We start from the raw sequence: 24215 nt of genomic DNA, 5'->3' as shown, positions 1-24215 counted from the left end.
TCAGTGCAGCCCGTCCTCGCCCTGGACCTCGTCGGCGTTGATACCGCCCAGCCGGGCGTGCAGCCGGCCGCGCGTGGCGAACGCGAACACCACCACGACCTCGTCCGGGTTCGGGGCGTCGGAGAAGCTCGTCGTGATGGTGTCGTAGTGCGAGCGGACGTAGAGAGCGTCCTTGTGGGCCAGGGGAACGTCGAGGGCTGTGCCGGGTGCGCCCCGCTTGCCCGTCGAGGGTACCCACGCCTTGCCGCCGCCGACCGCCTCGCGCACCGGGTCCGCGAAGACCGCGGTGAGGAAGGCGTTGCCGTGCTCGTACTCGCCGGCCGTGCCGACCAGACACGCCTTTCCGTAGCTCTGGATCGCGAGGCCGCCGGCCGCCTCCCGGACCCGCCGCCCGAACTCCTCACCCAGCTTCGGCGAGTCGGTGACGATGTCGTCGAGGTCGTGGCTGAACCGTCCGGCGTAGGGGTTGTGGACCGCCGCCGCGATGACGATCTTGCGTACGGGCTCGCCGTCCGCGAGGACACCGGTCTCGTTGGCGAGGGTGTCCTCGGTCTGGGTGAACCACTTGCGGATGTGGTAGCCGGCGAAGTTGGGCTGGGGCATGGGCGTTTCCTCGGTTGGAAGCAGGGGGTTGGGGGGGGCAGGGGCTAACCGCGCAGCGGTTCGATCTCCACCGGTTCGCTGGGGGCGCCGTACAGACCGAGGATGCGCTTGCCCTCCTCGTCGTCGGTGACCGTCTCGTGGAAGAACTCGAAGCGGTTGCCGTCCGGATCCGTGAAGTAGAGACCGAAGCCGATCTTGTGATCGGTGGTCTTGACCACGGGCACGTCCTTGGCCAGGAGCATCCCGTACAGCCGCCGCCACTCGTCGAGGTCGCCCTCCACCTCCAGCCCGTAGTGCTGCAGGCCGACGCCTCCCGGGGCGGCTCCCTCCTCGGCGCGGATCAGGGCGATGTCGTGGTGCTTCCTGCCGAAGGACAGGAACACCCATTGCGGCCCGCGTGCGGTGACCTCCATGCCGAGGACGTCCTCGTACCACTTGGCGGAGGCCTCGGGGTCGCGGACGAACAGCGACAGATGGGTCCGGCGTACCCGCGGCTTCATGCTGTCCCGCGGATCGGCGGGGATCGGCGTGGGCTCCTCGTGCCGGGCGAGTACGCGCTCGTCGGGCTCCATGATCAGTGTCCTTCCGCGGCGGGTGCGACGGCGGGGGTCCAGGTGACATCGGTGATCTCGCTGAACTCGCGCCACTCCTTGCGCCAGGTGCGTCCGGCGTCGGTGGAGCGCAGGAGATGGCCGTACTTCGTACCCGCGAAGACCAGTTCCGGGTCGGCGGCGTGAGTGCCGAAGGCCCAGACGGTCGAGTTGGCGGGCGTGTCCAGGGCGGTGTCCTGCCAGCTGTGCCCCAGGTCTTCCGAGCGCAGGATCCTGGTGGTGGTGCCGGGGGTGCCGTCGCCGATGCCGAGCAGCAGGTCGTTGCTGCCGGGGAGCTGCTTGACCAGCCGGGTGTAGTAGATGCCGAACGTCTTGCGGGAGTCGGTACGGGTCCAGGTCTCACCGTCGTCCTGGCTGACGAAGAGGGCGTTGACGACGGCGACGACGATCGTCTTCGGCGGGCCCTGAAGGACGAGCACACAGTGGATGTCGGAGTTGGTGACGCCCTGGGGCAGGGTGGCGGGTGTGCCGTCGATCCGTTCCCAGGTGTCGCCCCGGTCGCTGCTGTGCCACAGGCCGCCCTCTTCGATGCCGAACCACATGTTCTTGGGTTCGTAGCGGTCGACGACGCAGGTCAGGATCCTGGGACGGTTGACGCCCGCGCAGAATTCCGGGATCTGCGGGGGCAGTTGCTCCCAGGTTGTCCCGCCGTCGGTGGTGCGGAACACGGCGGCCCGGGCGGGAGCGCCGGTTCCGGCGAGCATGGTGTCCGGGTGGGTGGGGTCGATCGCCAGCGACCAGATGGTCCGGTCGTTCATGGGCGAGTCGATGCGGTGCCAGGTGGCGCCGGCGTCGGTGCTGCGCACGAGTCCGGCGTCGGCACCGGCGAAGACGACGTCCGGCTGTTCGGGGTGTACGGCCAGGCAGCGGACGACGGCGTCGAACTCCAGGGCCTGCCCGAGCCCGAGCCGGGACCAGGTGGCGCCGTCGTCGCAGGAGCGCAGAACGCCCTGGCCCGCGGTGGCGACCAGGATGGTGCCTTCCATGTCGTGGCTTCCTTTCGGAGCATCGGAACGAAAAGGGTGAGGAGGCGGCCGTGAGCTAGAGGAAGATGCCGCGCGTGAGACCGCCGTCGATGCCCAGCGACTCGCCGGTGATCGCGGCGGCCCGGGGGGAGGCGAGGAAGCACACGGCCTGGGCGATCTCTGCCGCCTCCAGAACCCGGCGGATCGGAGTACGGGCGACGAAGTCCGCCTCGACATCGGCCGCCGTGACGCCGCGCTTGGCGGCCTCCTTCTCGTACAGCTCGTGGATGTGCTCGGTCTCCACCACGCCGGGGTGCAGGGTGTTGACGGTGATGCCGGACGGGCCGAGCTGGTCGGAGAGGGCCTTCGTCAGATGGACGATCGCCAGGTTGCGCATGCCGGAGAGCGCGTGGCTGGAGCGGCCGGTCAGCCCACCGATGTTGATGATGCGACCGTAGCCGCCCGCCTTCATGTGCGGCGTGACGGCCTGCGCACAGCGGAAGTAGCCGACGACCTTGGTGTTGATGTCGGCGAGCAGCAGTTCGGGGTCGGCTTCCTCGACCGTGTTGCGGACCAGCCCGGAAGGGGCTGCCGCGCCGTTGACGAGGATGTCGATCCGCCCCAGTTCGTCCGCCGCGCGCCGCACCATGGCGCGTACGGACTCGGTGTCGTCGGTGTCCGAGGCGTACGGGACGACCCGGCCGCCGGTCTCGGCTTCCAGTTCCTTCGCGGTGCGTTCCAGCAGGGGCAGCCGGCGCGCGGTGATGGCGACGGTCGCCCCCTCGGCGGCGAGAGCGCGGGCGGTGGCCCGGCCGATGCCCAGGCTGCCGCCGGTGACGATGGCGGTCCTGCCGCCCATTTCCAGGTCCATGCGTGTCTCCAACAGGGGGGTTCGGGAAAGGGCCCGGGTGTCAGCCGAGGTTGACCCAGACGCTCTTGACCTCGGTGTAGAGGTCGAGCACGGTCCGGCCCATCTCCCGGCCCCAGCCGGACTGCTTGAATCCGCCGAAGGGCGACGCGGGATCCGTGAGGTTGTAACAGTTGATCCACACCGTGCCCGCCTGCAGTTCGTCGGCGATGCGGTGGGCGTGACCCAGGTCGGAGGTCCAGATGCCGGCCGAGAGCCCGAACGGCGAGTCGTTGGCCCGCTCGACGAGATCGTCCACGTCGTCCCATCGCATCGCCGCCAGCACGGGACCGAAGATCTCCTCCCGGACGATGCTCAGGTTGTCGTCGGGCGCCGCGAACACGGTCGGTTCGACGAAGTAGCCGCCGTCGTACGGCGCGTCGAGGTCCGGCCGCCCGCCACCGGCGGCCAGCCGGGCACCCTGCTCCCGGCCGGCGGCGATGAACCCGGCGACCCGCTCGTGGTGTCTCGCGGACACCAGCGGCCCCATCTCGGTGGCCGGGTCGCTGCCGGGCCCGACGACGATCCTCCTGGCGCGCTCCGCCACCGCGTCCAGCACCTCGTCGAAGATCTTGCGGTGCACGTACAACCGCGAGCCGGCCGTGCAGACCTGGCCCTGGTTGAAGAAGACGGCCTGGGCGGCGGCCTCGGCGACGGCCTGCGGATCGGCGTCCGGAAGCACGATGTTCGGGGACTTGCCGCCGAGTTCGAGGGAGACCTTCTTCAGGTTGCCGGCGGCGGCCCGGACGACGGCGCGGCCGGTCTCGGTGGATCCGGTGAAAGCGACCTTGTCGACTCCGTCGTGCGCGGCGAGGGCGGCACCCGCCGCGGCACCGCGCCCGGTGACGACATTGACGACGCCGTCCGGCACCCCCGCCTCCTGGAGCAGCTCGGCGAGCCGCAGCGTGGACAGCGGGGTCTCCTCGGCCGGCTTGAGGACGGCCGTGCAGCCGGTGGCCAGCGCGGGTGCGAGCTTCCAACAGGCCATGGACACGGGGAAGTTCCACGGCACGATCAGACCGGCCACGCCCACCGGCTGCCGCGTGGTGTAGTTCAGCACCCGCAGCCCGCCGCGCGGCGAGACGGGGATCGTGCTGCCTTCCAGCTTGCTCGGCCAGCCCGCGAAGTAGCGCAACAGCTTCACGCTGGTGCCCACGTCCACGGCCCGCGCCACCGAGACCGGCTTGCCGTTGTCGCGTGACTCCAGCAGGGCCAGCTCCTCGGCGTGCGCCTCGACGACGTCGGCGACACGGTTCAGCAGCGCGCCCCGATCCATGGGGCTCATCCGACGCCAACCGGGGTCGTCGAAGGCGCGGCGCGCCGCTTGGACGGCCCGGTCGACGTCGGCGGCGTCGCCGTCGGCAACGGTGGTGAGCACGGTACCGGTGGCGGGGTCGACGCTCGGATACGAGCGGCCGGACAGGGCCCCGGCCCAGTGGCCGCCGATGAGCATGGTCCGCGGTTCGGCCAGAAAACGGCTCACCGCCTCCGGCGTGCCGGTGACCGGGCCTGCTGCGCTGTGCATGGTGGCTCCTCTCACAGGGCCATCTCGATGAGCTGAGGGCCGTCGGCGGCGAGCGCGCGGCCGAGTTCGCGCCGAAGCGCCTCGCCCGTCTCCACCCGGGTGCCGGGCACGCCGTAGCCACGGGCCAGCGCGGGCCAGTCGAAGGCCGGTCCGTCCAGGCTGGTGAGCGCCGTCGCGCTGGGGCCCGGCCGGCTCTGTCCGTGCCGGCCGAGTTCGGTACGCAGCACGTTGTAGGCGCGGTTGGAGGCGATGAGGGTGACGACGGGCAGCTGCTCCCGGGCCATCGTCCACAGCGACTGGATGGTGTACTGCGCGCTTCCGTCGGACTGCAGGGCGACGACCTTGCGGCCGGGTGCGGCGATCGCGGCGCCGACGGCGGCGGGCAGGCCCTGGCCGATGGCCCCGCCGGTGTTGGTCAGTGCGGTGTGGCGTGCGGCGCGCGACGACGCGGTGAAGAAGGGGTAGCCGCAGGTGCCGCCCTCGACCGAGACGACGGCCCGTTCGGGCAGCAGCATCGACACGATCCGGCCGACCGAGTGTGGTGTGAGCGCTCCGTCCGGGAACCCTTCGTCGTCCGGCCGGGGCGGCCGTGGAGCCGGATCCGGAGCACCGAGCGCGTCCGCGAGGACTTCCAGCGCGCGTGTGCCGTCCTCCTCCGGGGTGCTCAGCACCTCCACGGTGCCGGAGGGAGCCAGCAGACTGGGAACCCCTTCGTAGCCGAAGTACGACACCGGCTCCGACGCACCGGCCAGCACGACCAGTCGGGCCCCGGCGAGGGCCTCGATCGCCTTCTCCGGGAAATACGGGAGCCGGTCCAGGCCGGGCAGGCCGCCACCGCGCTCGGCGGCGGCCGGGAAGGTCTCGCTGTACAGGGCGGCGCCGGTGGCGGCGGCGATCCGGGCCGCCGCCCGCTGGCCGCGCTCGTCGAGGGCCGCACCGCCCAGCAGGAGGACGGCCCGCTCGCCGGCCCGCAGCCGCTTGGCGATCGCGTCGATGACGTCCGCCGCCGCTTCCGGCCTCCTGCGGGTCGGGGACAGCTCGACGTCCACCGGTGCCGTGAGCACCTCCTGCTGGAAGTCGGCCGGGGCGATGAGCGTGGCCCCGCAGCCTGCCGCGGCGGTGGCGGCCGCGATGGCGCGGGCGGTGAGCTGGGCCAGACCCGCACCGGAGGCGGCGGTGCCGACCCAGCCGGAGACAGGGCTCGCGAGGGAGAGGATGTCCGAGGTCAGGGGAGCGTCGAAGGCGAGATGCCAACTGGCGTGATCTCCGACGACGTTGAAGACGGGGGAGTGGGCCCGCCTCGCGTTGTGCAGGTTGGCGATCCCGCCTGCGAATCCGGGCCCCAGATGGAGCAGCGTCATCGCCGGTCGGCCGGCGATCCGGGCGTAGCCGTCGGCCGCGCCGGTGCACACGCCCTCGAAGAGCCCGAGCACCGCGCGGGTGCCGGGAACCGAGTCCAACGCGGCGACCAGGGGCATCTCCGTGGTCCCCGGATTGGCGAAGCAGACGTCCACTCCGGCGGCGAGCGAGGTCTCGATCAGGGCCTCGGCCCCGGTCAGGCCGCCGGACCGGTTCGCCTGCCAGACGGTGGTGGCGTGGGTCATGGACATCCCTCCGTGCAGTATGCGCACCATCCGTGCGTATAGTGCACAGCATTGGCGTGGGGCGGCTCCGGCGTCAAGCCCCGGGTCCAACAGGCCCGTGCCATACGCTGAACGTGTGAGCGGAACCCGGAAGGTGGTAGGCGGCGTGCGGGCAGAGGCCGCGAACGGCACGGAGAGCGGCGCGGGAGACGGACGCGAGGAGAAGGTGAAGCGCCCCAGTCAGCCGCCATCGCAGACGCTCGTCCGGGGTCTGTCCGTCCTGCGGGCCGTCGCTCACCAGCCCCGCGGTCTGACGGTCGCCGAGATCGCTTCCCGGACGGGGCTGCACCGGACCGTCGTGCACCGCCTCGCGGGCACGCTGGCCGCGGAGGGGTTCCTGGCGAAGAGCGCGGACGGCGCGTACGTGCCCGGGGGAGAACTGCACACGCTCGCGGGCACTTCGCGGCCCACCCTCGCGGAGTTCATCCAGCCACTGCTGCAACAGCTCGCGGACCGGTACGGCGGCACGGCGATCCTGTTCTTCCCGGAACCGGACTGTGTCGTCGCCGTGGCCACGGCGGTTCCCCAGGACGCCGACTACCACCTCGCCTATCGCAAGGGCTCCCGCCAGCCACTGGACCGCGGGGCCGCCCCGTGTGCGATCCGGGCCGGGCGGGCGCCCGCCGACGACGACTCGGAGGCCGTGCGTGAAGCGCGCCGCCGGGGATGGGTCACCAGCCACGGTGCGGTGGAACCGGGCGCCCATGCGGTCGCTGCTCCGCTGGCCCGCGACGGAGACGTACTGGACGCCTGCGTCATGTTCGTCTCGCACCGGCAGGACCGGGTCGACGAGGCCACCTCGGAAGTGGTCTCCGCCGCCCGAGCGGCCCGAGCGTTCCTGCTGGGTACGGGATAGGGCCGCCCACCCCGCGGTCCTCCCTGGTCAACCGCCGCCCCCGCCGAAGGACTTCGGCGGGGGCGGCCGCATTTGTGTCCGCCGGGCCTTGACACCCACCACGAGCCACCACACGATGTGCTCTCAACAAACGTACACCATGTACGAATATCGCACAGCGGTGAACTGGAGGCTGATCGGGATGACAAACCCTGATCGCACCACCCTGGCCCACGGCCGCCTGTCCCTGATCGGCGTCCTCACTCAATCCATCGGCTTCATGGGACCGGTGTTCTCGGTCGCGGCCCTCCTGCCCCTGGTCGTGGGCCTGTCGGCCACGGGGCGCGGTGCCGGCGCCGCCACTCCCATCGCGATCGCCATCGCGGGAATCGGTGTCTGCGGAGTGGGGTGGGTCATAGCCCAGTACGCGAAACGGATCCATCTGTGCGGGTCGCTCTACGAGTATGTGAGCGACAGCGCCGGCCCACGCATCGGTGTGATCGCCGGGTGGCTCTACTACGGAGCCATGATGGTGCTGGGAGCGGGAACCTTCCTCGTCCTCGGCGGGCTCACCCGGACGTGGCTGCTCAACTCCCTGTCCCTGGACGTACCGTGGTGGCCCCTGTCCCTGGGGTACGCCGTGCTCGTCGTCGTCCTTCTCGTGGTCGGCGTACAGGTGTCCATCCGCACGCAGCTCGTCCTCGCCCTGGTCACCATGGTCGTCGTTCTCGTCTTCTCCCTGGTCATCGTCTACCGGGTGGGCAGCAGCGGTGAAGGCCTGTCCGCCGAACCCTTCAACCCGTTCTCCGTGGGGCGCCTGGACCTGCTCTACGGCGTCCTGTACGGCATCAACATGTTCATCGGGTTCGAGTCGGCGGCCAACCTGGCCGAGGAGACCGAGGACCCCAAGCGACACGTGCCCCGGGCGGTCATGTGGTCGATCAGCATCGTCGGGGTCTACTACCTGATCGTCGCCTACGCGCAGGACCTGGGCTTCGGCCTCGACGCGCAGGCGTGGAAGAGCAGTGTCTTCCCGCTGGAGGCCCTCGCCTCCGGCAAGGAGTACGGGTCCGACGGCTTCGGGACCTTCATGGGAATCCTGATCATCTTCGACGTCCTGGCGGTGGCAATCGGCGTCGGCGTCGCGTCCAGCCGGGGGATGCTCTCGATGGCCCGCAACGGTCGACTGCCCTCGAAACTGGCGGAGTTGCACCGACGGTTCCGCACCCCCGTATGGGGCTGCGCCCTGTTGGGCGTGTTCGCGTGCGTCGCCATCATCGCCGTGCGCGTGGGCGACGGCATCTTCTCGCGCCAGACCGGTCAGCCCGGTGTCCTGCAGCCGCAGTGGTCGCCGGCGTTCGGCTGGATGGCCGGTTTCGGGGGAACGGGCCTCGCGCTGATGTATCTCATCGTCGCCGCCCTCGGCGTGAAGGGCCTGTGGCCGCATGTCAGCCACGCCAAACTCCTCGTCGCAGGCAGTGTCGGGGCCCTGGTCGCGGCCGGCGCGGTGTTCGGCGCCGTCTATCAGGCGGAGAGCCCCCTCGACACCGTCCCCTGGGCCCTGCTGCTGTGGGTGGCCCTCGGCGTGGCGTGGTCGTCGTTCGTCGTACGAGGAGGAGGGACACCCGGCAGCAGCGTGCAGCCCGAGAGCCGGCGCGCCGTTTCGGAGGCAACCCCGTGACGTCACCGGAACCTCCCTGTCCCGCACACCTTCCGACACACTCCCCGCACCCCTCAGGAGGAATGGCAGTGACCACCGCCGCACCGCACCCGTACGATCCGCTGAGCGCCGAGGAGATGGAGCAGGCCGTCGGCGTGGTGCGTGCCGGTCAGGCACAGCGAAAGGCGATCAAGTTCCCGCTGATACGTCTGGATCTGCCGGACAAGGAGCTGGTGCGGGAGTTCGATCCCTCGCGCCCGATCCCCCGCGTGGCGTTCCTCGTCGTCTACGACCCCGAGGCCAGTGCCATGTTCGAGGCGCGGGTCGATCTCACCGACTCCAGCATGGTCTCCTGGGAGCATCTTCCCGGCATGCAACCGCCGATCATGATCGACGAGTTGATGGCGCTCGACGAGATCATCAAGAACGACCCGGCCGCGGTGGCGGCACTGGCACGGCACGGTGTCGACGATCTCTCGCAGGTGCAGTTCGACCCCTGGTCGACCGGCACTCTGCCGATCGAGGGCGTGGACGCGCGACGACGCGTGATCCGCGCGAGTGCGTACGTCCGGCACTTCACCGCGGACAACGGCTACGCCAGGCCCGTCGGGAACCTCGTCTTCGTCATCGACTGCGACACCCGTTCGGTGGCGGCCATTCTGGCGGGCGATCCGCTGCCGCTTCCGCCGGAGAGCGGGAACTACGACCCGGACAGCGTCGGACCGTTGCGCGACGACCTGCGCCCCATCGAGATCACCCAGCCCGAAGGACCCTCCTTCACGGTGTCCGGCCATGTGATCGAGTGGCAGCGCTGGCGACTGCACGCCCATATCGACGTGGTGGAGGGCCTCGTCATCAGCGATGTCTCCTACCAGGACGGCGGGCGCCGGCGCTCGATCGTGCACCGGGCCGGTATCAGCGAGATGGTGGTGCCCTACGGCGACACCAGCGACGACTTCTACTTCCGGAACGTCTTCGACGCGGGCGAGTACAGCCTGGGCAAGACGGTCGGTTCGCTCAGTCTCGGATGCGACTGCCTCGGGGAGATCCGGTACCTCGACGCGGTGCTCTCCGACGAGTCGGGCACCCCGCACACCATCACCAACGCCATCTGCCTGCATGAGGAGGACTACGGAATCCTCTGGAAGCACTGGGACTTCCGCTACGTCGAGCAGGCCGAGGCCCGGCGTTCCCGGCGTCTGGTCGTGTCGTCGATCCACACGATCGGCAACTACGAGTACGGCTTCTTCTGGTACTTCTACCTCGACGGGACGATCCAGTTCGAAGCCAAGCTGACCGGTATCGTCCAGACGCGCGCCGTGGCTCCGGGAGACAAACCCGAATACGGAACGCTCGTGGCGCCGCAGTTGGACGCTCCCAACCACCAGCACCTGTTCAACATGCGGCTGGACATGGAAGTCGACGGACCGCGCAACACGGTGGTGGAGGTCGACGCGGTGGGGCTCCCGATGGGGCCGGACAACCCGTACGGAAACGCGATCGTCGCCCGCGGCACGGAGATCACCAACGAACGTGACGGCCGCAGGATGTGCGCCCCGCTCACCGCCCGCACCTGGAAGATCACCAATCCCGGGGTGCGCAACCGCTTCGACGAGCCCGTCGCCTACAAGCTGGTGCCGTTCGTCGGCCCGACCCTGCTCGCCGCTCCCGAGAGCGATCTGGCACGGCGCGCGGAGTTCGCGCGGGCGCATCTGTGGGTGACCCGGTACAGCCCGGACGAACTGCACGCGGCCGGCGACTACCCGAACCAGCACCCCGGGGACGGGATCGGCCGGTGGATCGAGCAGGAGCGCGATCTGGCCGACACGGACGTGGTGCTCTGGCACACCTTCGGCACCTCGCATCTGCCACGGCCGGAGGACTGGCCCATCATGCCGTGCGAGTACGTCGGGTTCGCGCTGAAGCCGGTCGGATTCTTCGACCGCAACCCCTCGTTGGACGTACCACCCCCACCGGGGCACGGCGCGACGCACTGTCACGCCGTACCGCAGCAGGGTGACCGGGCCGACGAGTGACCCGCGCCGGCCTGCGGCTGTCTCGCCGGGCCGGCACACCGGTGGGACAGCCGGGCGTTATCGCTCGACCGCTTCCGGGCCGGCCGCCCCGACCAGCTGTGTCGCGGCCGTCGCGGCGGCCTCCGTCACCAGATGGGGAACCTGTTCGTCGACGAGCTTGAGACCGAGTTGCACCACTCCCAGGCTCGCGGTCGACCAGTCCGACACCCGGATGGGGGCGGCGATGCCGATCGCGCCTTCCTGGATCGAACCCACGCTGACGGCGTAGCCGCGCCGACGTGCCTCGCGGACGTCGGAGCTGTCCTCGTCGCTCTCCGGCCTGCCGGCGAGGATGGCGATTCCGTCCGCGCCGATGGTCAGGGCGTGTCGGGCGCCTTCCCGCATGGCGAGGTGCATGGTGGAGTTCGGCGGTTCCGCCGTCAGCAGGATCAGGGCCTGGTCGCCGTCGGCCACGCTCAGCAGCGCCGTGCTGTTGGTCTGCTCGCTGAGCCGTCGCAGGATCGGCAGGACGGTGGCCTGCAGTCGCGGTTTGAGCTGCCCGGCCAGTTCGGCCACGCCGAACCCGAGGATGTACCTCGTGCCGATACGGGCGACGAGACTATGGGCCTCCAGGGTGCGCAGAAGACGGTAGACGGCCGCCCGAGCGATGCTCAGGTGCTCGGCGAGCTCTGCCGCCGTGAGACCGTCGGCGTTTCGTGCGAGCAATGACAACACCGTCAGCCCGCGGTCAAGAGTCAGGGACGTTTCCCCGCCGGTCGCCGCCACGATCTTCTCTCGCCTCCTGCCTTTCAGTGCCGCACATCATGTCACGGCGGTTCGGAACGCCGTATGACGCCGCCCCCTTGACCCGGCGTCACCCTCATCCCTATGGTTTCGAATATCGTCCACATAGAACGGTAATCGTACTATGCTCACACGTACAGAAGCCGAACATCTGGTCAGCACGGTTCCGACGGAGCCCTACTTCGCCGGACGATGGGACAGCAGCCAGAGCATCGATACCTTCGACGTGATCGACCCGGTGACCGAACGACGGCTCACGACCGTGGCCGCGGCCGGGGGCCGGGAAGTGGACACGGCCGTATCCCACGCTCGGTCCGCTCTGGACGAGGGGGCGTGGGGAAGGACGGACGGAAGCGCCAGAGCGCGGCTGCTGCACCGCCTGGCCGAACGGATCGAGGCGCGGAGCGAGGAGTTCGCGACGCTGGAGTCGCTGGACATCGGCAAACCGGGCTTCGAGCCGCGGGCCATCGACCTGCCCCAGACGATCCAGGCCTTCCGGTACTTCGCCGGCTGGGCCGACAAGGTGGAGGGCCGCTCCGTACCGACGTCCCCGTACATGGGCCGGTCCATGCACAGCTACACCGTGCGCGAGCCGGTCGGAGTCGTCGCGGCCATCACGCCCTGGAACTCGCCGACCATGATCGGGGCGTGGAAGGTCGCGCCGGCGCTCGCCGCGGGCTGTGCCGTCGTCCTGAAGCCTCCGGAGGACGCGCCCCTCACCTCCCTCCTGCTCGCGTCGCTGGTCGAGGAAGCCGGATTCCCGGCCGGGGCGTTCAGCGTGCTTCCCGGACTCGGAGCCGTGACGGGCCAGGCGCTCATCGATCACCCGGGCGTGGACAAGATCTCGTTCACCGGAAGCCCCGAGACGGGATACAAGGTGGCGGTGGCGGCCGCGAAGGGCTTTCGGCGCACGACTCTGGAACTCGGCGGCAAGAGCCCCCAGATCGTCTTCGGAGACGCGGATCTGGCCGAGGCGGCGCAGGGAGTGACGGTCGGCATCTTCGCGAACCAGGGAGAGGTGTGCGCCGCGGGCAGCCGCATCCTGGTCGCCCGTTCCGTGTACGACGAGTTCGTCGAACGGCTGGTGGCGCGTGCCCGTGACATCAAGGTCGGCGACCCGTTCGACGAGGGCACCACGATGGGCGCGCTGATCAACGCACGGCAGTTGGAGCGCGTCTGCGGTTACATCGCGGCAGGAGTCGACGACGGCGCCCGCCTGATCACCGGGGGCGGCCGACCGGACGGCAAAGGGTTCTTCGTCGAACCGACGTTGTTCGCCGAGGTCGACAACACCATGACGATCGCCCGGCGGGAGATCTTCGGACCCGTGGGCGCCATCATCCCGTTCGACGCGGAGTCCGACGCGATAGCGACGGCCAACGACAGCGACTATGCGCTGGCCGCCACGTTGTGGACCTCCGACGTCAGCAGGGCACATGCCCTCGCGCGCCGGGTGAAGGCCGGCGCGGTCGCGATCAACGGCTGGGCGCCACTCGACCCCCGCCTGCCGTGGGGCGGTTCCAAGCTCAGCGGCCAGGGACGGGAACTGGGCTGGGCCGGTATCGAGGCGAACACCGAGGAGAAGACGGTCACCGCCGTCCTGTCGTACCCACCGGCCACGTGAACAGGCGCCGCCGGGCGCCTTCGTCGTGATCGAGCATCACACCTCTGGGAGGGGTTTTCCATGTCAGCACATGTGTTGGTCGTCTACTACAGCGCCACCGGATCCGTGCATCGGCTCGCGCAGGCGGTGAGCGAAGGGGCCGAGTCCGCAGGCGCCGAGGTACGGCTGCGCAGGGTCGCCGAACTCGCCCCCGACGAGGCGATGGCCGCGAATCCCGAGTGGGCCCGGCATCACCAGGGGGCGGAATCGACCGTCGAGGTGGCCGAACTCGCCGATCTGGAGTGGGCCGACGGATACGCCTTCGGCACACCGACCCGTTACGGCGCTCCGGCCGCGCAGCTCAAACAGTTCATCGACACCGCCGGAAGCCTCTGGCAGGAGGGCAAGCTGTCGGACAAGCCGGTGACGACCTTCGTCTCCTCGGCCGAGCAGCACGGCGGGCAGGAGTCGACGATCCTGTCGCTGACCAACGTCTTCTACCACTGGGGCGCGATCATCGTGCCCCTCGGCTACACGGACGACATCGTCTACGCGGCCGGTGGAAACCCGTACGGCACGTCATGGCCCGCCGGATTCCCCTCGACGCCCCCGGACGAGGTCACACTGGACTGCGCTCGCTTCCAGGGAGCCCGGCTGGCGCGGTTCGCGACACTGCTCACGGCGGAGAGGACGCCGGCGTCCGCCGCACAGGGTTGAGCGGGCGGGCCCGAGGAGGGCGCGTTCCCGGGCGGGCGGCCACCGCCATCGGTCACGGCCGGATGTCGCCGCTCGGCGCGGCGGTCGTGCTGCCCGCGGTGTTCGCGGCTGGGCAGGGACATGGGGTTCGGTCATGAAGGTCTCCGCGTGATGCGTGCGGTGACGGGCGGGTGTCGCCGAAGTGCGTAGCAATTCAACTGCGTTGCATGACCGGCGGCTGGAGTCAACGCATAGAGCCTCCACCGATCCCGGAGCGGTTCGCTGTGCGTCCACCACCGGCGGAAACATCGTTCCTGGTGAGTATCGTCGGCGCTGGCGCTCTCTGTGCCGCTGGAGGCAGGTGCGCGCGCCGGGGTGGCGGGCCTGGGTGATCGCGACCTGGTTGCGGGCCGCGTTGAGTCGACAGTGGCCACCGCCGCCGATCCCGGGACGTCCGGCCACCACGGGGACGGCCGCTCAGCCGGTCAGATAGCCGCCGGACGCGTCGAGGTCGGAGCCGATCACCGCACCGGACTCCTGCGAGCTCAGCCACATCACCACGGCGGCCATCTCCTCCGCACGGACGATGCGTTTGATCGGGTAGCCCTGGGCGATCTCCTCGTAGGTCATACCGAATGCCTCGGCTGCCCGCCGCAGCATCGGGGTGTCCACCGCGCCCGGGGCGAAGGCGTTGACCCGGATGCCGTCCGCCGCGTACTCCAGAGCCGCCACCTTGGTCAGTGAGGCGACAGCATGCTTGCTCGCGTTGTACGGCGCGATGGTCGCGAAGCCGACCTCGGCCGAGATCGACGCGGTGTTCACGATGACCCCGCCGCCCTGGGTCAGCATCTGCGGGATCTCGTACTTCATGCCGAGGAAGACCCCGCCGGCGTTGGTGCGCCAGACACTTTCCATGTCCTCGAGGGACTGCTCGTGGAGCCGGGCCGCGCGGGGGCTTTCCACGCCGGCGTTGTTGACCGCGATGTCGAGTCTGCCGTAGCGCCGGACGCAGGCGCGGACGAGGTTTCGCACCTCGTCCTCGCGGCGCACATCGGCGCGTTGGAAGACCGCGTCGCCGTCGGCGGCCCGGATGTCGGCGGCGACCCGTCGGCCGAGTTGCTCGCGTCGGCCGCAGAAGAACACCCGGGCTCCCTCGCTCGCCATGGCGCGGGCGGTCGCCTCACCGATTCCCGACGTGGCGCCGGTGATCAGCACGACCTTGCCGGCGAACCGTCCGGAGCCTGGGGCGGATCCGGCGGCGGACGCCGCGGGCATGGGCATGGCCGTTGCGGTCAGGCCGAGCGCGCCGGCGGTGAGGACCCGGCGGCGGGACGGGACATGGTGCTCCATCAGGACTCCTCCGGTCGGTCATGGGTGAGGGGCTCGAGGCAAGGGACGAGAGGCGAGCGCAGCGGTGTGAAACGCTGGAGGGACACCTCCGCGGCGCGGTCCGTCCTCAGCCACGCAACCAGCGGAGCCCTTCGACGTCCAATACCTGTTCTCATACGCTTCAGGCATGGGCACCGACGTGAAGGCGAGCGTGGACGTCGACACCCGGGTGCTGCGGTACTTCGTCGCGGTTGCCGAACACCTCAGCTTCACTCGGGCCGCGAAGGAACTGTTCGTGTCGCAGCCCTCGCTGAGCCGCCAGATCCGGCAGCTCGAAATCCGGCTGGGTGCCGAGCTGTTCGCCCGGACCAAGACCGAGGTCCGGCTCACCAGGGCGGGTGAGGTGCTGCTGGGCGCCGCACGCCGGCAGTTGGCCGACTGGCAGCACGCCACACGCACGGTGCGCGCCATGGCTGCGGGCGACTGCAAGGTGCTGCGGATCGGCTTCGTGGCCACCGGGGGTGGAGTGCTCGGCAGGCGAGCACGGGCGCTGCTGGCCGAGCGGCGCCCGGACTTCACGATCGAGCCGAAGCGCCTCGACTGGGGCGGCGAGGCGAACGCGCTGCGCCAGGGGCTGGTGGACGTCGCCTTCCTGTGGCTGCCCGCCGACACCACCGGGCTGCGCACCGAGATCGTGGCGACCGAGCCGCGGTGGGTGGGGATGGCCGGCACCCATCCCCTGGCCCGGTCTGACAGTGTGACCCTCCACGACATCCGCGACGCGCCCTTGATGTGGACGCGCCGGGCGCCGACGGTGTGGGTCGACTGGTGGGCGGTCAACCCGCGCCCCGACGGGTCCGCGCCGGTCTGGGGACCGGAGAACGACAATGTCGAGGAGATGCTCGAACAGGTCGCCACCACGGGCGCCGTTTGCATCGGCTCGGAGTCGATGGCCTCCTATTACACCCACCCCGACCTGGTCTGGCGGCCCGTCACCGATATCGATCCGCTGCGCATCGCGATCGCCTGGCCCCAGGACGAAACCGTCAACCCGCTCGTCCCCGACTTCGTCCGCATGGTGCGAAAACTGGCCCGACAGGTCTGAGGTCCAGGGCGGGCGAGAGCCGTTTCGGCCCTGGCTGTTCCGCCCGACACCGAGGCAATCGGGATCCCGCCGGTCTTGACCGTTCCCCGTTCTGCTTCTCCGTGCGCGAACGAAGGTCCGGCGATGGTGAACGCCAGTGTCTTCGTGGGTGGTCCGGCGGACGAGCGGTTGTACTGGCTGTCTGACGACCAGCGGTCATTCCTGGTCGGCGTTTGCCGCCGCGCCGGGACGATCGAAGCCATCTGGCGGGGGCCAGCCTCGTGACAGAGCGGCAGCGCCTCAGGTCGCCGCTCATCTCGATGACGGCGACCTGAGGCATGGTGAGCAGGTGGTGATGGCCCACCGGGATGCGATGACGGACCTCTAGGAGTCGGTGGCCTCCGTCCCGTGCATCGTGGCCGACAGGGTGCCGCCGATATGGGCGTAGAGTCGTCCTCCGTGTTGGGGACAGGAGAGCCTGGGGTGCCGAGCCGACAGGTATCGCCGGTGCCTCCCTCGGAGGGACTGTCATTCACGCTTTGGCCATCACGCGCAGCGCCTCCTCTTCGGGGGAGCCTGGGGCCGCGGTGTAGACGAGGAGACTCAGTTCCGTGTCCTGGGGGAAGCGCGTGATCTCGTACGAGAGAGTGAGTGGTCCGGCCTCGGGGTGATTGATGCGCTTGAGCCCGTACGATTTCGTCCGCACCGTATGCCGTTCCCAATGCCGCCGGAATTCCTCACTGTGCGTGGTGAGTTCGCCGACCAACTGCCACAGCTTCGGGTCCTGGGGGAAGCGCCCCGCCGCGATGCGCAGATGGCCCACCGCCTCGCGGGCGATCATCTCGCGGTCCGGATAGCGGGGGCCGATCTCGTTGTTGAGGAGGTGGAGCCGGCACAGGTTGCGCTCGGCGACGGGCAGCGCGGCGAAGTCGGTGATGAGGGTGCACACGGCGTGGTTCCAGGCCACGACATCCATGCGGTGCCCCATGATGAGCGCGGGTGCTGTGATCCAGTCCAGCAACTGCTGTATTCCGGTGCGCGGTGTTGCGTCATCGACGGCCCGCTGTGGCTCGGGAGCCGTCTTCTGGGGCCGAGCCAGCCGGAACAGGTGTGCCCGCTCGTCCTGGTCCAGGCGCAGGGCGTCGGCCACCGCGTCGAGAACGGTGTCCGAGACACCGTGGTTGCGGCCCTGTTCCAGGCGCACGTAGTAGTCGACGCTCACGCCGGCGAGATGCGCGAGTTCTTCCCGGCGCAGGCCGGGCACGCGCCGCAGGCCGGATCCGGAGGCGTACCCGGCGTCCTCCGGCCGGATCCTGGCCCGTCGTGAGCGCAGGAAATCCCCTAACTCCCTGAGTTCCGCTCTGTGTTCACCCATGCCGTTCATTGTCGTCGTTCCCGGGCGCAGCGGTCCCTGGGTCGGCGGTTCCTGGGTACGGCGGTTCCTGGGTACGGCGGGCCCCAGGAACCACGGGGCAGCGGGAGATCGCGTGCGGCTCCGTGAGCATGGAGAGCGACGACGATCGACGAGGGGCGGACGTATGCGCAAGCGAGCACGCCGGGTCGGCGCAGCCGTGGTGGCGGCGATGGCGGGAGTGTGTCTGCTGGCCGCACCGGCAGCGGGTGACGCCATGGGGCGGTCCGGCGTGCCACAGGCCGACCCGGCGCCCGGTGGCCCCCAGCGCCCCTACGAACCCGATGTCTCCGGCCCACGCAATGTCGACACCCTCGCCGCCGAGATCACCCATGACGGCGGCACGGAACAGGGCGTCCGGGTCCGCTTCGACCGCGCCAGCCACGCCGAGCCGGCCGGCCCTCCCGCCGCGGCCCGCCGCTTCGTGTTCCTCTTCGACGCATCACTCCGCTTCCGGCCGGACGTCTTTCCCACCTGTGCCCGTACCGTCATAGCGGAACAGGGGATCGGCGCCTGCCCCCGGCACTCGCTGATCGGTCGCGGAACCAGCCACCTCTACCCGGCGGGCACCGCGCAGGTGTACGCCTTCAACACCCGCTTTCCGAACGGCGCGCGCGGCGCCCTCGTCGTCATCCCGGCCAGCGACACGATCCTGGAACTCACGTGGGAGCGGGTCACCGCGCCCTACCGCCGCCTCGGCTACCGCTGGGCCCTCGACGAGATCCTGCCGCCCACCGCTACTCCGCCGGAGCAGCGCGTCGGCACCAGGCGGTTCGAGCTCACGTGGGGCGCCACCCGCCCCACCAGCTCTGGTGCGGTCAGCTTCGCCCGGACGACCGCGAAACCCGGTGAGGAACTGCACATCGGCCTGTGGAGCGAGTTCGTCACCGGCCAGGTCGCGCTACCGGAATCGACCGCGACGCGCCCGTGAGCCGGCAGGTACTACAGCCGTGAGTCGCGATCTCGGTCTCTGCGGTCGCGGGTGGCGTGATGGCTGCGGCGGGCGGGGGCCTGGCGGGTACGGCGCCAGAGCGACTCAACGTGCTCTGGGGTGCCTCCTGTTCGGGCTCGTCGCGCTCGTCGGCCTGCTGCGGTGCGGGTGGCGGTGAGGGCGGGAAAGGCGAGGGCGTCCATGGCCAGGGTGATGTGGCGGGTGCCATACGTCCCAGGCGCGGACTTCGCAGTGTTCCAGGCCGCAGTTGGACTTCGCGGTCTCGAAGCAGTCCTCGATGGACCGGCGCGGGCCCATCACGCGGACGAGCTCACCGATCGTGGCGGTGGTGCGGGCGTGGACGGCGAAGTAGGCGATCTGGGAGGGGCGCTGATCGAGTGGCAGACCAGCGGCAGATTCAGGCGTGCCGGACGGCGCGCCCGGATCCGGAGCTGCCGGTCGAGTGGCTCGTCGGGCAGGTTCTCGGCGACGGGAACGATGCGGCGAACCTCGATCCGCTCGACTACGGCGACGTCCTGGGGCCGGCCGGGCTCGCCCGTATGCGGCACCTGGCGGCCGAGGGGCGGCGGCGCAGCCCGTCCGGCTGGGCGGCGGCGTATCTGATGGAGCGCCTGGTCAGGCGGAGGGCGACGTGGACGCGCTGGTCGCGCTGTACGCCAAGGACCTGGTTTCGTCCGGCGCCACGCAGCTGCGCATCGCCGAGGAGCTGGAGGCTGCGGAGCGCGTGGATGAGGCGCCGGCGTGGGCCGAGCGCGGATTGCGGGACACCGCCGCCGAGGCCCATGTCGACGGCCGTCTGATCGATTACGGGTGCGCTCGCTACGCGCGGGTGGGTCGTGCGGCTGAGACGGTGGCGGTCCGTCGGGGCCGGTTCCGGGCCGAGTGCTTCCTGGCCGCCTACCAGCGGCCGCGCGCCGCGGCCCAGGCTGCGGACTGCTGGAGGTTGAGCGGGAGACGGCGCTGACCGCCCTGCGCGAGGACGCCGGCCGGGAGCGCGGCGGCCGGCATCGCGGGCCCGTGCTGATCGACGCGCTGCTCGACGACGGTGACCTGGACGCGGCCTGGCGGGAGGCTGTCGGCCGCGCCGACGACCGGCAGTGGCAGCAGCTCGCAGACCTCCCGCGCGAGCCGCGCCCGGCCGACGCGCTCGGGGTGTACCTGCGGCTCACCGGGTATCTCGCCGCCCCGCGGGCGGAACTGAGGTGCAGGCGCAAGCCGATGACCATCCTCGACCGGCACGGGCTGTGAACCCTGCGGCGAACCGGAGAGGTCGTCGCGAGTCAGTTCCTCCACCGTGTGGGCTGGTCAGGTCTCCAGTGCCGCGCGCTTGGGCGAGCAGTGCGGCGACGGGCGCCGCGTCCTCCGGCGGGGGTTCAGTCCGCCACCGGCGGTTGATGAGCGCGGCCCCCGCAACTGCTGTCGGACCGGCGGCGACTCCAAGAAGCGGCGTGCTGATCGCCGCTGCTCCCTGCGCGGTGGTAAGGGCGAGCAGCACCAGGTGGGCGACGTGGTTCTGCCTGCGGCGCCGGACGATGTCGTTGATGCCGGCGATCTGGGTCTCGATTTCGTGGACGATGGAGTCGGCGTGCAGCCCCTGCGACTGGAATTCCGTAATCATCTCGTGCAGTTCTGCGCGCCGTTGCGCGATGTCCGAGTCCCAGAGCAACTGCGCGGTACGGGCAACGGCCATGACGTCGTTGAGTCCACCGGCCGGTACGAGCAGACGCGCGGCGATGAGTCTGATCATTTCCTGATCCCCAGGGGCGGGGCCGATGCCCTCGAAGAGGGCTCCCGGAGTCATGGTCGAGGTGCGGCGGGCGAAGGGGAAGCTGCGAGTGATACGCCATTCCCGCTGGAAGGGGTCGGGCGCCGCATAGACGGCGACTGCTCTGACGTCTCCGTGCTCAGCCGGCTGTCGGAGTCCATCTCGGCAGCGACCTCCTGCTGCATGCTCCTGCCGCCGACGCGTCCACGGAACGGCCTGCACGAAGGGTGCCGCCGCATCCAGGAGCGCGGCCTGTCGTTCGGGATCAGCCTCGGCGCCCGTTTCCCACGTCCAGTGCCCGAACACGTCTCCATCAGCCGAGCCCGACCTCGTCAATTGGGGTGCGGTTCCTCTCTGGGGAGGGCTGAGCCGACGACACGCTGCCTGTAGGTGTCCGGGACGATGGCGCAGCAGATGCACCCGTAGCCGGTCGGCCTCCAGCAGCGGTGGTACGGCACCGGTCGTCATGCGGCGGGCCAGTGCCGGTTCTCCTGCCAGCAGGGCTTGGAGCACGGCGAACCGTACCTGGCGTGCCTTGTATTGGAAGCCGCGCCTGGTGCGCTCGCCGTTCCCGGCGCGGCGCAGCAGCGTGGCTGCCACGAGCACCGGGCGGGACGCATGCGTACCGAGTGCTTCGCACATGTTCAGCTCGGTGACAGCGTGCCTGACCAAAGGCCTGGCCGGTCGGCCGTCGTCCGCCGCCGCCGCGCAGCAGACCGCCGAACTGCTCGGCGAACAGGCGACTCAGGTCCTCGTGGCCGCCGTGTTCGCCGGCGGGAGCCCGCGAAGTGTCTCAGGCCCGGTCGAACGGCAGTTCCGCCCAGCGGCTGGTCCCCTCGGAGTGGACGCGTACTCCGCACCGGGTCGACAGGGTGGTGACGATGTCGAGGCCGCGGCCGTGCTCGTCCGGGTCCAGTGGGGGAGGAGTGGGCAGGCCGGGCGGGGTCGCGGGGCCCATGTCGGTCACTTCGACGCGTACGGCCCCGCATCGGTCCGCCCGGCTCCGTGAGAGCCTCAGTGTCGCCGGGGGCAGGGCGTGGACGATCGCGTTGGTGAGCAGTTCCGAGACGACGAGCAGTACGTCCTCGGCGATGTCCGCGGCGAGCTTCCAGTCGGTGAGGATCGCGCGGATGTGCCGACGTGCGGCCGAGACCGCCCCCGGGGCGTGCGGCAGCGAGAAGATGTGCTCGGCTTCCCCGTGCGGCGCGGCGTCGAGCTGCGCTGTGATCATGTCTCCTCCTTCTCGGGGAAGCCCTGCCGGCGGTCGGCCGGCCGCCGGACGGACGTGCAGAACGTTAAGGGGGGAGCTGTGAGACGTCAACGAACAGTGGTCGGCATTGCCGAACGGCAGTCCCGAATCGGAGCGAGCGGGACTACCATCGCTTCATGGCCGGCCCAGTCCAGTCGATAGAGCGGGCGGCGGCGATCCTGCGCCTGCTCGCCAGCGGCTCCCGTCGGCTGGGCCTCGGGGAGGTGGCGTCGTCGCTGGGGCTCGCCAAGGGCACCGCCCACGGAATCCTGCGCACCCTGCAGCACGTGGACTTCGTCGAGCAGGACCCGGCGACGGGAAAGTACCAGCTCGGGGCGGCCCTGCTGCACCTCGGCACCAGCTACCTCGACGTCAATGAACTGCGCTCGCGCTCCATCAACTGGGCCGACGCCCTGGCCGCCCGCAGCGGTGAGGCCGTCCGCCTGGGCGCGCCCCTGGAGGGCAAGGTGCTCGTCATCCACCATGTCTTCCGGCCGGACGACACCCTGCAGACCCTGGACGTCGGCGCCCTGCTGCCGCTGCACGCCTCCTCGCTCGGCAAGGTCCTGCTGGCGTTCGGAGCCACACCCGTCGACCCCGTGATGGACGCCGAACCGGAGGCGTACACCCGGCACACCTTGGTCCACCCCGAGGAGATCGACCGGGCGCTCGGCGAGATACGGGAGGTCGGATGGGGCGCCGAAGTGCAGGAGCTGAGCATGGGCGAGGCCGGGATCGCCGCGCCGATCCGCGGGCAGGGGGGTCTCGTGGTGGGCGCGATCGGGGTGTCCGGCGCCGTCGAACGGATCTGCGACACCAAAGGCCGGCCTCTGCCGGCCCTGATCACCGTGCTGCGGGAGGCGGCACGCGCGATCTCCAGAGACCTGGGCGCGGCCCGCTGGTAGCTCACCGGCACCTCCGCGACACATCGGAAGGCAAGGCCGATCATGGTTGAACGGTATGTGATGTCCATCGACCAGGGCACCACCTCCACCCGCTGCATCCTGTTCGACCACGGCGGGCGGCTGGCCGCGGTCGCCCAGCGCGAGCACCAGCAGTACTTCCCCCGCCCCGGCTGGGTCGAGCACGACGCCGTCGAGATCTGGCACAACCTCCAGCGCGTCGTACCCGAGGCCCTCTCCAGCGCCGGCATCGACGCCGAGCAGATCTCCGCCATCGGGATCGCCAACCAGCGCGAGACGTCCGTGCTCTGGGACCCGCGCACGGGCGTCCCCCTCGGCCGGGCGATCGTCTGGCAGGACACCCGCACCGCCCCGCTCGTCGAGGAACTGCGGAGCGATCCGGGAGACGAGTTCTTCCTCGAACACTGCTGCCTCCAGCCGTCGACCTACTTCTCCGCACCCCGTATCCGCTGGCTGTTCGACAATGTCGACGGCCTGGAGCGACGCGCACGCGACGGCGAAGTCCTCTTCGGCACCATGGAGAGCTGGCTCATCTGGAACCTCACCGGCGGCACCGAAGGCGGCCTGCACATCACCGACGCCACCAACGCCAGCCGCACCATGCTCATGGACATCCGCACGCTCACCTGGGACGACGCACTCCTGGACTTCTTCGGCGTGCCGCGCGCGATGCTCCCGGAGATCCGCTCCTCCGCCGAGCACTACGGCGAGGCCCGCGCCCTGCTCCCCGGCGTGCCGATCACGGCCGCCCTCGGCGACCAGCAGGCGGCCCTGTTCGGCCAGACCTGCTTCTCACCGGGTGAGGCGAAGTGCACCTACGGCACCGGCAGCTTCCTCGTCATGAACACCGGCACCGACCTCGTACGGTCCGAGCACGGGCTGCTCACCACCGTCGCGTACAAGATCGGGGACCAGCCCACCGTCTACGCGCTGGAAGGCCCGATGGCCGTCACTGGCTCGCTGGTGCAGTGGTTCCGGGACCGGCTGGGCCTGATCCACAGCGCCCCCGAGATCGAGACGCTGGCGCGCACCGTCGAGGACAACGGCGGCTGCTACATCGTCCCCGCGTTCTCCGGACTGTTCGCCCCCTACTGGCGCAGCGACGCCCGCGGCGTCATCGTCGGCCTCACTTCGTACATCACCAAGGGCCATCTGGCCCGCGCCGTCCTGGAGGCCACCGGCTGGCAGACCCGGGAGGTCGTCGACGCCATGAACGCCGACTCCGCGCTCGCCCTGAAGCAGCTCAAGGTGGACGGCGGCATGACGTCCGACCATCTGCTCATGCAGATCCTCGCCGACGTCCTCGACGTCCCCGTCGTACGGCCCCTCGTCCACGAGACGGTGTCGCTGGGCGCGGCCTACGCGGCCGGGCTCGCGGCCGGCTACTGGCCCGACCTCCAGGTCCTGCGCCGCAACTGGCACATGGCCGGCCAGTGGCTGCCGGACATGGACCCGGAACGGCGGGAGTGGGAGTACGAGTCCTGGAAGCGGGCCGTCGAGCGGTCCCTGGGGTGGATCCGGCCGCCGCGCCGCCCGTGACGGTTCTCCCCCTTGCCGTTCAGCTCCTTGCCAGCAGGCCGCGGCTGCGCAGTACCCATCGCTCGAGTGGGCTGAAGATCAGCAGGTCGATGGCGA

At 70.3% G+C, this 24215-nt stretch carries 22 protein-coding genes; 12 read left to right on the top strand and 10 right to left on the bottom strand.

Translation table 11 applies throughout. The features are described 5' to 3' along the window. The 6 genes from ACP4J3_RS34525 to ACP4J3_RS34500 are packed head-to-tail and all read right to left on the bottom strand — an operon-like array spanning nt 1 to nt 6215. Nucleotides 1-603, bottom strand: coding sequence for an amino acid synthesis family protein (locus ACP4J3_RS34525; protein WP_426540241.1), 603 nt, complete (start codon nt 601-603; stop codon nt 1-3). 44 nt (nt 604-647) lie between these two features. Further along, complete coding sequence (locus ACP4J3_RS34520; RefSeq protein WP_426540240.1) at nt 648-1175, bottom strand: VOC family protein; 528 nt, start codon at nt 1173-1175, stop codon at nt 648-650. A 2-nt stretch (nt 1176-1177) separates the two neighbouring features. Further along, the gene (locus ACP4J3_RS34515) at nt 1178-2200 is read right to left on the bottom strand and encodes a WD40/YVTN/BNR-like repeat-containing protein (protein WP_426540239.1); all 1023 of its coding nucleotides are present in this window, start codon (nt 2198-2200) and stop codon (nt 1178-1180) included. 55 nt (nt 2201-2255) lie between these two features. Further along, a complete protein-coding gene (locus ACP4J3_RS34510; RefSeq protein WP_426540238.1) occupies nt 2256-3050 on the bottom strand; it encodes an SDR family NAD(P)-dependent oxidoreductase in 795 nt (264 codons plus the stop codon). A gap of 40 nt (nt 3051-3090) precedes the next feature. Next, nucleotides 3091-4611 carry an aldehyde dehydrogenase family protein gene (locus ACP4J3_RS34505; RefSeq protein ID WP_426540237.1) on the bottom strand — a complete coding sequence of 507 codons (1521 nt, stop codon included), beginning with the start codon at nt 4609-4611 and terminating at the stop codon, nt 3091-3093. Between the two features lie 11 nt (nt 4612-4622). Then, entirely contained in the window at nt 4623-6215 is a 1593-nt protein-coding gene (locus ACP4J3_RS34500; protein WP_426540236.1) for an acetolactate synthase large subunit, read from the bottom strand. Nucleotides 6216-6330: 115 nt separating this feature from the next. On the opposite strand from ACP4J3_RS34500, the gene ACP4J3_RS34495 reads away from it, so the two are divergent. The 3 genes from ACP4J3_RS34495 (at nt 6331) to ACP4J3_RS34485 (ending at nt 10785) form a co-directional block, all read left to right on the top strand. Beyond that, nucleotides 6331-7110, top strand: coding sequence for an IclR family transcriptional regulator (locus ACP4J3_RS34495; protein WP_426540235.1), 780 nt, complete (start codon nt 6331-6333; stop codon nt 7108-7110). Between the two features lie 181 nt (nt 7111-7291). After that, complete coding sequence (locus ACP4J3_RS34490; RefSeq protein WP_426540234.1) at nt 7292-8770, top strand: APC family permease; 1479 nt, start codon at nt 7292-7294, stop codon at nt 8768-8770. 62 nt (nt 8771-8832) lie between these two features. Next, complete coding sequence (locus ACP4J3_RS34485; RefSeq protein WP_426540233.1) at nt 8833-10785, top strand: primary-amine oxidase; 1953 nt, start codon at nt 8833-8835, stop codon at nt 10783-10785. Nucleotides 10786-10842: 57 nt separating this feature from the next. Here the strand turns inward: ACP4J3_RS34485 and ACP4J3_RS34480 are convergent, their stop codons facing one another. After that, complete coding sequence (locus ACP4J3_RS34480; RefSeq protein WP_426540232.1) at nt 10843-11550, bottom strand: IclR family transcriptional regulator; 708 nt, start codon at nt 11548-11550, stop codon at nt 10843-10845. Between the two features lie 142 nt (nt 11551-11692). Here ACP4J3_RS34480 and ACP4J3_RS34475 point away from each other — a divergent pair, with 142 nt between their 5' ends. Together ACP4J3_RS34475 and wrbA are read left to right on the top strand one after the other, a co-directional pair. After that, on the top strand, nt 11693-13192 hold the full coding sequence (locus ACP4J3_RS34475) for an aldehyde dehydrogenase family protein (protein WP_426540231.1): 1500 nt from the start codon (nt 11693-11695) through the stop codon (nt 13190-13192). A gap of 60 nt (nt 13193-13252) precedes the next feature. Then, nucleotides 13253-13888 (top strand): NAD(P)H:quinone oxidoreductase, encoded by a 636-nt coding sequence (wrbA, locus tag ACP4J3_RS34470; RefSeq protein WP_426540230.1) that lies wholly within the window; start codon nt 13253-13255, stop codon nt 13886-13888. Between the two features lie 456 nt (nt 13889-14344). Here wrbA and ACP4J3_RS34465 read toward each other — a convergent pair whose 3' ends face one another. After that, the gene (locus ACP4J3_RS34465) at nt 14345-15217 is read right to left on the bottom strand and encodes an SDR family NAD(P)-dependent oxidoreductase (RefSeq protein WP_426540229.1); all 873 of its coding nucleotides are present in this window, start codon (nt 15215-15217) and stop codon (nt 14345-14347) included. A 166-nt stretch (nt 15218-15383) separates the two neighbouring features. On the opposite strand from ACP4J3_RS34465, the gene ACP4J3_RS34460 reads away from it, so the two are divergent. Further along, complete coding sequence (locus ACP4J3_RS34460; RefSeq protein WP_426540228.1) at nt 15384-16301, top strand: LysR family transcriptional regulator; 918 nt, start codon at nt 15384-15386, stop codon at nt 16299-16301. 511 nt (nt 16302-16812) lie between these two features. On the opposite strand, the gene ACP4J3_RS34455 is transcribed toward ACP4J3_RS34460, so the two are convergent. Then, nucleotides 16813-17655 carry a helix-turn-helix transcriptional regulator gene (locus ACP4J3_RS34455; RefSeq protein WP_426540227.1) on the bottom strand — a complete coding sequence of 281 codons (843 nt, stop codon included), beginning with the start codon at nt 17653-17655 and terminating at the stop codon, nt 16813-16815. Nucleotides 17656-17818: 163 nt separating this feature from the next. Here ACP4J3_RS34455 and ACP4J3_RS34450 point away from each other — a divergent pair, with 163 nt between their 5' ends. From ACP4J3_RS34450 to ACP4J3_RS34435, 4 genes are all read left to right on the top strand, one after another. Then, nucleotides 17819-18622: a hypothetical protein gene (locus ACP4J3_RS34450; protein ID WP_426540226.1), complete on the top strand. Its 804-nt coding sequence runs from the start codon at nt 17819-17821 to the stop codon at nt 18620-18622. A gap of 652 nt (nt 18623-19274) precedes the next feature. Continuing rightward, nucleotides 19275-19607 (top strand): hypothetical protein, encoded by a 333-nt coding sequence (locus tag ACP4J3_RS34445; protein ID WP_426540225.1) that lies wholly within the window; start codon nt 19275-19277, stop codon nt 19605-19607. A 53-nt stretch (nt 19608-19660) separates the two neighbouring features. Beyond that, the gene (locus tag ACP4J3_RS34440; protein WP_426540224.1) at nt 19661-19891 is read left to right on the top strand and encodes a hypothetical protein; all 231 of its coding nucleotides are present in this window, start codon (nt 19661-19663) and stop codon (nt 19889-19891) included. 250 nt (nt 19892-20141) lie between these two features. Then, nucleotides 20142-20798, top strand: coding sequence for a hypothetical protein (locus tag ACP4J3_RS34435; protein WP_426540223.1), 657 nt, complete (start codon nt 20142-20144; stop codon nt 20796-20798). 403 nt (nt 20799-21201) lie between these two features. On the opposite strand, the gene ACP4J3_RS34430 is transcribed toward ACP4J3_RS34435, so the two are convergent. Then, nucleotides 21202-21639: an ATP-binding protein gene (locus ACP4J3_RS34430; RefSeq protein WP_426540222.1), complete on the bottom strand. Its 438-nt coding sequence runs from the start codon at nt 21637-21639 to the stop codon at nt 21202-21204. Nucleotides 21640-21794: 155 nt separating this feature from the next. Here ACP4J3_RS34430 and ACP4J3_RS34425 point away from each other — a divergent pair, with 155 nt between their 5' ends. Next, nucleotides 21795-22562 (top strand): IclR family transcriptional regulator, encoded by a 768-nt coding sequence (locus ACP4J3_RS34425; protein ID WP_426540221.1) that lies wholly within the window; start codon nt 21795-21797, stop codon nt 22560-22562. Nucleotides 22563-22604: 42 nt separating this feature from the next. After that, a complete protein-coding gene (glpK, locus tag ACP4J3_RS34420; RefSeq protein ID WP_426540220.1) occupies nt 22605-24119 on the top strand; it encodes a glycerol kinase GlpK in 1515 nt (504 codons plus the stop codon). Nucleotides 24120-24215: the final 96 nt, after the last annotated feature.

Origin of the sequence: Streptomyces sp. UG1 (assembly GCF_049974585.1) — a bacterium.
In the GTDB taxonomy this organism is placed as follows: Bacteria; Actinomycetota; Actinomycetes; order Streptomycetales; family Streptomycetaceae; genus Streptomyces.
The sequence above is the reverse complement of the archived record's forward strand: the minus strand, read 5'-3'. Positions and strand labels throughout refer to the sequence as shown.